General features: G+C 74.5%; 1 protein-coding gene (only partly in view). It reads right to left on the bottom strand.

The window, feature by feature from the left end:
• Positions 1-10: 10 nt before the first annotated feature.
• Positions 11-12354, bottom strand: the final stretch of a protein-coding gene (locus tag HNQ79_RS16190; protein WP_185031577.1) for a type I polyketide synthase. The gene runs 16147 nt beyond the window's last position; 12344 of the gene's 28491 nt are visible here — the last part of the coding sequence; its start codon lies off the right edge, out of view; it ends in the stop codon at positions 11-13.

The raw sequence follows: 12354 nt of genomic DNA, 5'->3' as shown, positions 1-12354 counted from the left end.
CACTCTCGCGCTACAGGTCGGACTGGCCGTTGAGCGCGGCCCGTACCAGGTCTGCCACTGCCATCGAGTCGATGGACTCGTCGGACGTGTCGTCTTTCGCCGGGGCGCTCCCGCCCCGTCCTGCCAGCTGGAGCAACGGTTCCAGCACACCGATGTCCCGCAGTTGTGCCAGCGGTACCGAAGCCAGCAGCGCCCGGATCTCCGCTTCTTCTCCGTCGGTCCCTGCCGCGTCCTCGGGCATCAGCTGTCCGAGGACGTGTTCGGCGAGGGAGGTGGAGGTGGGGTGGTCGAAGACCAGCGTCGCGGACAGGTTCAGGCCGGTCGCCTTGTTGAGCTGGTTGCGCAGCTCGACGGCTCCGAGCGAGTCGACTCCCAGGTCCCGGAATGACTTCTCGGCGCCGACCGCGTCCGTGTCCGGGTAGCTGAGTACCTGAGCGGCCTGGGTGCGGACCAGGTCCACGACGGTCTCCAGGCGCCGGTTCGCCGAGAGGGCGGCGAGCCGGTACCGCAGCCCGGTCCCGGCGGCGGTGTCCACGGGCGCAGCCGTGGCGGCCACCATGCTGTCGTATCCGGGGAACTCCCGGAGCAGGGCGCTGGGCCTGGCCGTGCCGAAGGACGCGACGAAGCGGTCCAGCGCGACCTCCGCGACGACCGCGGTCGGCTCGGGTTCCATGACCAGCCTGAGCATGGTCTCGCAGGCCAGTTCCGGGTCCATGGCGCCGACTCCGGCGCGCTTGGCGGCCTCGTCGGCCCCGGCTCCTTCTGCCATTCCGCCGCCTCCCCAGGCTCCCCAGGCGACCGAGGTCGCCGGGAGGTCCTGGGCCCTGCGCCGTTCGGCGAGGGCGTCCAGGACCGAGTTGGCCGCCGCGTAGTTGGCCTGGCCGGGGTTGCCCACGGCCGCCGAGGCGGATGAGAAGAGCACGAACGCCGTGAGGTCCGATCCACGGGTCAGTTCGTCGAGCAGGAGGGCCGAGGCGACCTTCGAGCGGAAGACCGCCTCGAACCGCTCCGGGGTGAGCCGGTCGAGTACTCCGTCGTCCAGTACACCGGCTGCGTGGATCACTCCGGTGAGCGGGTGCTCGGCCGGGATGTCCGCGAGTACGGCGGCCAGTTGGGCGCGGTCCGCGACATCGCAGGCCGCGACGGTGACCGTGGTGCCGAGGCCGTCGAGCCGGGCCCGCAGCGCGTCGGCGCCGGGCGCCGCGAGACCGCTGCGACTGAGCAGCACCAGGTGCTGGACGCCGTCCTTGGCGAGCCGGAGGGCGACCTGCGCGCCGAGGGCGCCGGTGCCTCCGGTGATCAGCACGGTGCCGTTCGGGTCCCAGGTGCGGGCGGTCAGCTTTCCGGGGGCCTGTACGAGGCGCCGGGCGAGCACCGCGGAGGTGCGTACCGCGAGCTGGTCCTCGCCGTCGAGGCCGGCCAGTGCTCCGGCGAAGCCGGCGGCGGTCCGCTCGTCGAGGGTCTCCGGGAGGTCGATCAGACCGCCCCAGCGCTCCGGGTACTCCAGCGCGGCGACCCGGCCGAGCCCCCATACGGCGGCCTGCAGCGGGTGGTCCACAGTGTCCGCGCGGTTCACGGACACGGCGCCCCGGGTGGCGCACCACAGCGGCGCCCCTATGGCGGCGTCGCCGAGCGCCTGGAGCAGCACGGCGGTGAGTGCGACTCCTCCGGGCACGCTGCCCGATGCGGTCTCCCGCAGGGCCAGGAGCGAGAGGACACCGGCGAAGCGGGTGCCGTCCGCGGTGCGTGCGCGGAGCTCCCCGGCCAGTGCGGCGCGGTCGGGGTCGGCCACCGGCAGCCGTACGACTCGGGTGCCCAGCGTGTCGAGCGCGGAGCCCACCCAGGGGTCCTCGGCGAACTCGGCGGGGATCACGGCGAGCCAGGTGCCCGTCAGGGCCTTGCGGTTCGCGGTCGCTCCGCCGGTCAGGGCCTTCCAGACGATCCGGTGGCGCCAGCCCTCCATGACCGATTCGTCGTTCTGCTGCCGCCGCCAGTCGAACAGGGCGGGCAGCACCTTCGAGAGGGCGTCGCCCTCGACGTCCAAGGTGGCCTCCAGCGAGGCGAAGTCCTCCTGTTGCACGGCGTCCCAGAAGGCGCGGTCCGTGGTCCGGGTGTCCTGCGCGTCGCGGGCCGTGGGGGTGACGCCGGGCATGACGTCCGGCCAGAAACGGCCACGCTGGAAGGCGTACGTCGGCAGGTCCAGCCACTGGGCTCCGGTGTCCGCGAAGAACGCGGACCAGCGGGGGCCCGCTCCGTGGACGTGCAGCCGGGCGAGCGCGGTGACGAGGGTGGTTTCCTCGTCGCGGTCCTTGCGCAGGGCCGGTACGACGACGGCGCCCCGCGGTGCCGTCTCCTGGGCCATGGCGGCGAGGACGCCGTCCGGGCCCAGCTCCAGGAACGTGGTCACGCCCCGGTCGGTGAGGGTCTGTACACCGTCGGCGAAGCGCACGGCTTCACGGACGTGGCGTACCCAGTATTCGGCCGAGCACAGCTCCTCGGCCGATGCCATGGCCCCGGTCAGGTGGGAGACCACCGCGATGCGCGGGGCTTCGTACGACAGGCTCTCCGCGACCGTGCGGAACTCCTCCAGCATCGGGTCCATCAACGGCGAGTGGAACGCGTGCGAGACCCGCAGACGTGTCGTTTTGCGCCCCAGCTCGGCGAGTTGTGCCGCCACCTCCAGGGCCGCCCGCTCGTCACCGGAGATCACCACGGACGACGGGCCGTTGACGGCCGCGATCGAGACCCGGCCCTCCCGCTCGGCCAGCAGCGGCAGGACCTCGTCCTCCGTCGCCTGCACCGCCACCATCGCACCACCGGCCGGCAGCACCTGCATCAGCCTCGCCCGCGCCGCCACCAACGTGCAGGCGTCCTCCAGCGAGAACACCCCCGCCACATGTGCCGCAGCGATCTCACCGATGGAGTGCCCGGCCACGAAGTCGGGCTTGACACCCCACGAGTCCACCAGGCGGAACAACGCCACCTCGACTGCGAACAGCGCGGGCTGGGTGAAGCCGGTCTCGTTCAGCAGGCCGACGTCCTCGCCCCACATCACCTCGCGCAGCGGGCGCTCCAGCAGCGGATCCAGTACAGCCAGTACCGAATCCAGAGCCTCCGCGAACACCGGGAACCGGCCGTACAACTCCCGACCCATCCCCAACCGCTGCGAACCCTGACCCGAGAAGAGGAACGCGCGCTTTCCGACCCGCTCCACCTGGTGCTCGACCAGCCCGGGGGCCGTACGTCCCTCCGCCAGGGCGGTGAGCCCCGCCAGCAGGCCTGCACGGTCGGTGGTCGTCAGGGCGGCCCGGTGGTCGAAGGCCGTGCGGGTCGTCGCCAGGGAGAACGCCAGGTCGGTCAGGGCGGCGTCCGGTCGTTCGGTCACCTGGGTGAGGAGCCTGCGGGCCTGGGCGCGCAGCGCGTTCTCGGACTTGCCGGAGAGCAGCACCGGCAGCGCCCCGGGCTCGCGGGCCGGGCCGTGCGGGGTGGTGACCGTGGGGTCGGTCCCGGCGGGCGGCGCCTGTTCCAGGATGACGTGGGCGTTCGTGCCGCTCGCGCCGAACGAGGAGACCGCGGCGCGGCGCGGGCGGTCGGACTCGGGCCAGGCGACCGGCTCGGTGAGCAGCCGGGCGGCGCCCGCCGTCCAGTCGACCTGAGTGGTCGGCGTCTCGGCGTAGAGCGACCTCGGCAGGGTGCCGTGCCGCATCGCCATCACCATCTTGATCACGCCGGCGACGCCGGAGGCGGCCTGGCTGTGACCGATGTTGCTCTTCAGCGAGCCGAGCAGCACCGGGCGTTCGGGGTCGCGGCCCTGGCCGTAGGTGGCCAGCAGCGCCTGCGCCTCGATCGGGTCTCCGAGCTTGGTGCCGGTGCCGTGGGCCTCGACGGCGTCGACCTCGGTGGCCGTCAGACCGGAATTGGCGAGGGCCTGGCGGATGACCCGCTGCTGGGCGGGTCCGCTGGGTGCCGTCAAGCCGTTGGAGGCGCCGTCCTGGTTGATGGCGGAGCCGCGCAGGACCGCCAGGACGTGGTGGCCGTTGCGCTGGGCGTCGGAGAGCCGCTCGACGACGAGCATGCCCACACCCTCGGACCAGCCGGTGCCGTCGGCCGAGTCGGAGAATGCCTTGCAGCGACCGTCGTCGGACAGCGCGCCCTGGGCGCTGAATTCGACGAAGCCCGCCGGGGTGGCCATGACGGTCACCCCGCCGGCCAGGGCGATGGAGCACTCGCCCGAGCGCAGGGCCTGGGCCGCGAGGTGCAGGGCGACCAGCGACGAGGAGCACGCCGTGTCGACGGAGACCGTGGGTCCCTGAAGGCCGAAGGAGTACGCGATGCGGCCGGACAGGAGGCTGGCCGACTGGGCCGTCTCCCACTGTCCCGCCTCGGCCGGCGGCCGGTAGTCGCCGCTGCCGCCTCCGACGTAGACGCCGGTGGTGCTCCCCCGCAGGGTCGCCGCGTCGATGCCCGCCCGCTCCAGTGCCTCCCAGGCGGCTTCGAGCACGATGCGCTGCTGCGGGTCCATCACGATGGCCTCGCGCGGCGAGATGCCGAACACGGCGGGGTCGAAGTCGGCGGCGTCGTAGAGGAAGCCGCCGTTTCCGGTGGTGCTGCGGCCGCGGCCGCCCTCCGGCGGGCCGCCGAGCAGGGTGTCGAGGTCCCAGCCGCGGTCGGTGGGGAACTCGCCCACGGCGTCGGTCTCGTCGAGTACGAGCTGCCACAGGTCCTCGGGCGAGCCGACGCCACCCGGGTAGCGGCAGGCCATGCCGACGATGACGACGGGGTCGTCCCCGGTGTGCGCCGAGGGCACGACGGGGGCCGTGGTGTCCGGCAGTGCGCCGAGCAGCAGGCTGCGCAGGTGCAGGGCGAGCTCGGCCGGGGTCGGGTGGTCGAAGACCAGGGTGGCGGGCAATGTGACGCCGGTGGCGGCCGTGAGCTGGTTGCGCAGGTCGACGGCGGTCAGCGAGTCGAAGCCGAGGTCCCGGAAGGGCAGGTCGGACTCGACGGCGTCGGTGTTCGAGTGGCCCAGGACCACGGCGACCTTGTCGGTGACCAGGGCCAGCAGGGCGTCGTCGCGCTCCGTCTCGGGCAGCGCGAGCAGGCCGCGCCGGTAGGCGTCGTCCGCCGAGCGCTCGTCGCCGCGGTCGGTGTCGGCGGCGGCGATGGCGGTGCGCGCTTCGGGCAGGTCGGCCAGCAGGGCGGTGCGGCGGCCTTCGGTGAAGGCCGGGGCGAAGGTCTCCCAGCGCACATCGGCGATGGTGACAGCCGGTTCGCCGTCGGCGACGGCCCGGCCGAGCGCGGCGAGCGCCGCGTCGGGGTCGAGTACGGGCAGGCCGCTCAGCCGCAGATGTGCGGCCATGGAGGGCTCGACCAGGTCCGACCAGGCGCCCCAGGAGACGGCGAGGGCGGTGGCGCCGCGGTCCCGGCGCCGGCGGGCGAGGGCGTCGAGGTACGCGCCGTGCGCGGCCTGCGCCGCCTGGCCCCGGACGCCCCAGACTCCGGCGACCGTGCCGAAGAGGACGAAGGCGTCGAGCGGCCGGTCGCCGAGTACGGCGTCGAGCTGGACCGCTCCGGCGAGGGCGGCGGTGAGCCCCGCCTCTCCGGCGCCGATGCCGTCGGTGTCCGCCTCCGCGTGGATCACCGCGGTCAGCGGCAGGTCCGCGGGGAGCGTGGCCAGCAGGGCGGTCAGCGCGTCGTGGTCGGAGACGTCGCAGACGGCGAAGGTGACCGTGGCTCCGAGCTGTTCCAGTTCGGCTTCGAGCTCCTCGGTCCCGGCGAGGTCGGCCGCGTGGCGGCCGGTCAGGACGAGGTGCCGGGCGCCGTCGCGGGCCAGCCGGCGGGCGGCCCGGCCGCCCATCGCCGCGGCCCCGCCGGTGATGAGCACGGTGCCGGTGGGCCGCCAGGAGTCGCCGGCCGGGTTGGCCGTCGTGGCGGTTGTACGGACCAGGCGGCGCCCGAGGGTCGCGGTGGCGCGGACCGCGATCTGGTCCTCGCCGTCGCGATGGGTCAGGGCCGCCGCGAAGGCGGCGCCCGTGCGGCCGTCGAGCGTGGCGGGGAGGTCGATCAGCCCGCCCCAGCGGTCGGGGTGTTCCAGTGCGGCGACCCGGCCGAGCCCCCATACGGCAGCCTGTCCGGCGGCCCGCAGCGGCTCGGCGGCGGACACGGACACCGCGCCCCGGGTGACGCACCACAGCGGTGCGTCGATTCCCGCCGCGCCCAGGGCCGTCAGCAGCGCCTCGGGCCAGGCCGCCTCCGGCGGCAGGCCGGTCGCGTGCGTGGTGCCGGTGGCGAGCAGCGAGACGACACCGGCGAAGCCCGCTGCGTCGCGGTCCTCGCGGGCCGGGGCGAGCAACCGCGTCAGGTCCGCGGCGTCGGGCCCGGCGTTCACCCGTACGACGTCCGCGCCCAGCGCCTCGGCGGCGGCGTCCGTCCACGGGGACGGGTCACCGGCGGGCAGCAGCACGAGCCAGGTGCCGGACGGTGCGGCGGCGGTCCGTGCGGGCAGCGGGGTCCAGGTCTCGCGGTAGCGCCAGTCGGCGCCCGCGGACTGCTCGCCGCGGCGGCGGCGCCACGCGGAGAGCGCGGGCACCATCGTGGTGACGGTGTCGCCGTCCAGATCGAGCGAGGCGGCCAGCGACTCGACGTCCTGGCGCTCGACGGCCGACCAGAACGCGGCGTCCACCGGGTCCGGCACGCCGACGGCGGCGATGGCCGCGGGCTCCGGCCAGTACCGCTCGCGCTGGAAGGCATACGTCGGCAGTTCGACCCGGCGCGCTCCCAGGCCCTCGAAGAACGCGGACCAGCGCGGTCCCGTCCCGTGGGTGTGCAGGGCGGCCAGTGCGGCGACGACGGCCGCTTCCTCGCTCTGGTCCTTGCGCAGGAACGGCACGACCAGGGGCGACGGCTGGGCCCCGTCCAGGCTCTGCTGGGCCATCGCGGAGAGCACCCCGTCCGGGCCCAGCTCGACGAAGGCGCCGACGCCGGCGTCCCGCAAGGTCCGTACCCCGTCGGCGAACCGTACGGCCTCGCGCACGTGCCGCACCCAGTAGGCGGGCGAGCGCAGTTCGTCGGCGGTCGCCAGGATTCCGGTGAGGTTGGAGACCACCGGGATACGGGGCTCTTCGAAGGTCAGTGTCTCGGTGACCCGGGCGAAGTCCGCGAGTATCGCGTCCATCAGCGGCGAGTGGAAGGCGTGCGAGACCCGCAGCCGCCGGGTGCGGCGGCCGTCGGCGGCGAACACCTCGGCGACCAGCAGCACGGCGTCCTCGGCGCCCGCGACGACCAGCGAGCGGGGGCCGTTGACCGCGGCGATCGACACGTTCGCGTCGAGCAGCGGGGCGACCTCGTCCTCGGTGGCCTCGACGGCGACCATCGCGCCGCCCTGCGGGAGCGCCTGCATCAGGCCGGCGCGGGCCGCGACCAGGCGGCAGGCGTCGGCCAGGGAGAACACGCCCGCCACATGGGCGGCGGTGATCTCACCGATGGAGTGTCCGGCGACGAAGTCCGGGGTGATGCCCCACGACTCGGCGAGGCGGAACAGGGCGACCTCGACGGCGAACAGGGCGGGCTGGGTCCAGCCGGTCTCGTCGAGGAGTTCCGCCTCGAAGGTTCCCGGGAGGGCGAACAGCACCTTCCTGAGCGGGAATTCCAGCTCCGTGTCCAGGTGGGCGAGGACCGCGTCCAGCGCCTCGGCGAAGACGGGGAACCGCTCGTACAGCTCGCGGCCCATGGCGGCGCGCTGGCTGCCCTGGCCGGAGAAGAGGAACGCCGTCTTTCCGGGGGTGCGGCCGGCGACTCCGCGTGCGCCCTCGTGCACACCGTCCGCGTCGGCCAGCAGCACCGCGCGGTGCGGGAAGACCGTGCGGTCGGTGGCGAGCGAGCGGCCGATGTCCAGCGGGGACAGGCCGGTGTTCAGCGCGGCGAAGCCGGTGATCCGGTCGATCTGGGCCTGAAGGGCCTCACGCGTGCGGCCGGAGACGATCCACGGCACGACGGCGGGGGCGGGGGCCGACTCGGCGGGCTGCTCCTGGGGCGCTGCGAGCGCCGGTGCCTGCTCGACGATGACGTGCGCGTTCGTACCGCTGACGCCGAACGCCGAGACTCCGGCGCGGCGCGGGCGGCCGGTCTCGGGCCAGGCGGTCTGCTCGGTCAGCAGCTCCACCGCGCCCGCCGACCAGTCCACGTGCGCGGACGGGGTACCGATGTGCAGGGACTGGGGCAGGGTGCCGTGGCGCATCGCCATCAGCATCTTGATGACACCGGCGACACCGGCGGCGGCCTGGGTGTGGCCGATGTTCGACTTGACCGTGCCCAGCAGCAGTGGGCGCTCCCGGTCCTGCCCGTAGGCGGTGAGCAGCGCCTGGGCCTCGATCGGGTCGCCCAGCGTGGTGCCGGTGCCGTGGGCCTCGACGGCGTCGATGTGGGCGGGGGTCAGTCCGGCGTCGGCGAGCGCCTGCTGGATGACCCGCTGCTGGGAGGGGCCGTTGGGGGCGGTCAGGCCGTTGGACGCGCCGTCCTGGTTGACGGCGGTCGAGCGGATGATGCCCCGTACCTCGTGCCCGTTGCGTACGGCGTCGGAGAGCCGCTCCAGGACCAGGATGCCGACGCCCTCGGACCAGGCGGTGCCGTCGGCGCTGTCGGAGAACGCCTTGCACCGGCCGTCGGGGGCCAGTCCGCCCTGCCGGGAGAACTCGACGAAGGAGTCGGGGCTCGACATCACCGAGACACCACCGGCGATCACCAGGGAGCACTCGCCCGCGCTCAGGGCCTTGCCGGCCCAGTGCATCGCGACCAGCGAGGAGGAGCAGGCGGTGTCGACGGTGACGGCCGGGCCCTCCAGGCCGAGCGCGTAGGAGAGCCGGCCCGACATGACGCTGGCGGTGTTGCCGGTGGCCACGTAGCCCTGTACGTCGGACAGCGACCGGCGCAGCAGGTTGGGGTAGTCCTGGCCGTTGGTGCCGACGAAGACGCCGGTGCGGGAGCCGCGCAGGGCCGAGGGGTCGATGCCCGCCCGCTCCAGCGCCTCCCAGGTGGCCTCCAGCAGCAGGCGCTGCTGGGGGTCCATGGCGAGCGCCTCACGCGGCGAGATGCCGAAGAAGCGGGCGTCGAAGTCGGCGACCCGGATGAGGAATCCGCCTTCGAGGGTGTCCGACGCACCCGCTCCGAGCGCCTCGATGTCCCAGCCGCGGTCGTCGGGGAAGCGGGTGATGCCGTCCCCGCCCTCGACGAGCAGTTGCCACAGTTCCTCGGGCGAGCCGACGCCGCCGGGGAAGCGGCAGCTCATGCCGACAACGGCGATCGGGTCGTCGTGCACGGGCCTGCCGCTCGCCACCGGGGCGGCGGCGCGCTCGGGCAGCGAGCCGAGGATCTCGGCGAGCAGGAAGTCCGCCATCTCGCGCGGGGTCGGCCGGTCGTAGACCAGGGACACCGGCAGGCTGAGCCCGGTGACGGCGGCCAGGGTGTTGCGCAGTTCGAGCGTGGTCAGCGAGTCGAAGCCCAGGTCGCGGAAGGCCCGGTCGTCCTCGATGGCGCCGGGGTCGCTGTGGCCGAGCACGGCGGCGACCTGGGTGCGCAGCAGGTCGAGTACGAACGCGCCGCGCTCGGCGTCCGGGAGCTCCTGGAGGCGCCGTCGCAGCCGCGTGTCGTCGCCGGTGGCGCCGGTCGGCGCGGTGGCCGGCTGCCGTACTTCCGGCAGGTCGCCGACGAGCGGCAGCGGGCGGGCCGAGGCGAACGCCGGGACGAAGCGGGCCCAGTCGATGTCGGCGAGGGCGAGGGCGGTGTCGTCCTGCTCGATGGCGCGGAGCAGGGCGCGTACGGCGGGTTCCGGCGCGAGCGGCTCGAAGCCGCCGCGCCGGACGCGCCGCTCGATCTCCGCCGCGTCGGCGACCATGCCCGATCCGGCCCAGGGGCCCCAGGCGACGGAGAGCGCGGTGCGGCCGTGGGCCCGCCGGTACTCGGCGAGAGCGTCCAGATAGGCGTTGGCCGCGGCGTAGTTGCCCTGTCCGGGGGCGCCGAAGACACCGGCGGTGGAGGAGAAGAGGACGAACGCGGACAACGGGAGGTGGGCGGTCAGCTCGTGCAGGTTGAGCGCGGAGGCGACCTTGGCGTCCAGTACGGTTCGGAAGCTGTCCGGGGTCAGGGTGTCCACCACGCCGTCCTCCACGACACCGGCCGTGTGGATCACCGCGTGGAGCGGGGCGTCGTCGGGCACGGAGTCGAGCAGGGCGGCCAGGGCGTCGCGGTCGGCGACGTCGCAGGCGGCGATGGTGACCCGGGCGCCGAGGCCGGTCAGTTCGCCGCGCAGCGCGTCCGCGCCGGGGGCGTCCTCGCCGCGGCGGCTGATGAGCAGCAGGTGTTCGGCGCCGGCGCGGGCCAGGCCGCGGGCGACGTGTCCGCCGAGGCCGCCGGTGCCGCCGGTGATCAGGGTGGTGCCCGACGGGTCGAAGGTGGGCGCGGTGCTCTGCGCCGCGGGGCTGTGGGCGAGGCGGCGTACGAACACGCCGGAGGCGCGTACGGCGGCCTCGCTCTCCCCGGCGGTCCCGGTCAGGACGCCGCGCAGCCTGCGCGCGCTGTGGGTGTCGAGCTGCTCGGGCAGGTCGACGCAGCCGCCCCAGCGGTCGGGCTGTTCGAGGGCCACGACGCGGCCCAGGCCCCATACGGCGGCCTGGTCGAGTCCGACGACCGGCTCGGAGCGGCCCACGGAGACGGCGCCCCGGGTGACGGCCCACAGGCGGGCGTCGATGCCCGCGTCGCCGAGTGCCTGTACGGCGACGGTGGTCAGGAGGAGGGAGTCGGGCACTCCGGTGCGGGCGAGTCCGGCGCAGCCGGCGAGGCCGAGCAGCGACAGGACCCCGGCGAACTCGCCGTGTTCGGCGCGCAGTTCGGCGAGCCGTTCGGCGAGCGCGGCCCGGTCGGGGCCGACGTCCTCGCACAGGACCGTCTGTGTCGCGAGGGCGGCGACGACGTCGGCGGACCACTCCGCCTCGTCGGTGCCGGGCGGGGTGAGGACCAGCCAGCGTCCGGTGAGCGCGGTGGGGGCGGTGGATCCGGTCTGCGGCTTCCAGGTGACCCGGTAGCGCCAGGCGTCCACCTGCGACTGCTCGTCGCGGCGGCGGCGCCAGGCGGTGAGCGCCGGGACCATCGCGGTGACGGTCGCGTCGTCGAGGCCCAGCGAGGCGACGAGTGAGCCGACGTCGTCGCGCTCGACCGCCGACCAGAACTCGGCGTCGGCGGCGCTGCCCGCGCTCGTGGGTTCGGCGGTGGGGGCGGCGAGGGCGTCGGGCCAGTACCGCTCGCGCTGGAAGGCGTAGGTGGGCAGCGCGATCCGGCGGGCGTCGCTGTCCGCGAAGTACGCCGTCCAGTCGATGTCCACGCCGTGGGCGTGGGCTCCGGCCAGCGCGGTGGTGACGGTCTGCTCCTCGGGCCGGCCGCTCCGCAGCAGGGGCAGCAGCGCGGTGTGCGGCTCGTCGGTGAGGCTGTCGCGGGCCATGCCGCAGAGCACGCCGTCGGGGCCGAGTTCCAGGAAGGTGCGGACCTGGCCCTGCGCGGAGAGCCAGTTGATGCCGTCGGCGAAGCGGACGGCCCGGCGCACGTGCTGGACCCAGTACTCCGGGTCGGTCATCTGGCCCTCGGCGGCGAGGCCGCCGGTGAGGTGGGAGACGAGGGGGATCACCGGCGGGTGGTAGGTGACGCCCCGCGCGACGCGGGCGAAGTCGTCGAGCATGCCGTCCATGAGTGGCGAGTGGAAGGCGTGGCTCACCCTCAGCCGCTTGGTCCTGCGGCCGCGCGCCCCCAGGGTCGCGGCGATGTCGCAGACGGTGTCCTCGACGCCCGCGATGACCAGTGACGCCGGGCCGTTGACGGCGGCGACGGACACCTCGTCCTCGTGGCCCTGCAGCAGCGGCAGGACCTCGTCCTCGGCGGCCTCCAGGGAGATCATCGCGCCGCCCTCGGGCAGCGCCTGCATCAGCCGTCCGCGCGCCGCCACCAGGGCGCACGCGTCCGGCAGGGTGAGCACGCCCGCGACGTGCGCGGCGGCGAGCTCCCCGACGGAGTGCCCGGCGAGGTAGTCGGGGGTGATGCCCCACGACTCGGTGAGCCGGAACAGGGCCACCTCGACGGCGAACAGCGCGGGCTGCGCGTACTCGGTGCGGTCGAGCAGGGCCGCCTCGGGCGAGCCCTCGGCGGAGAACAGGATCTCGCGCAGCGGCCGGTCCAGGGCGCCGTCCATCCGGGCCAGTACGGCGTCGAGGGCGTCGGCGAAGACTGGGTGGCGCTCGTACAGCTCCCGTCCCATGCCGGGCCTCTGACTGCCCTGTCCGGTGAACAGGAACGCCGTACGGCCGCGGGCCGTGCCGC

Source organism: Streptomyces candidus (assembly GCF_014207445.1).
Taxonomy (GTDB): Bacteria; Actinomycetota; Actinomycetes; order Streptomycetales; family Streptomycetaceae; genus Streptomyces; species Streptomyces candidus.
This window is presented reverse-complemented; position numbering and strand designations above follow the sequence as displayed.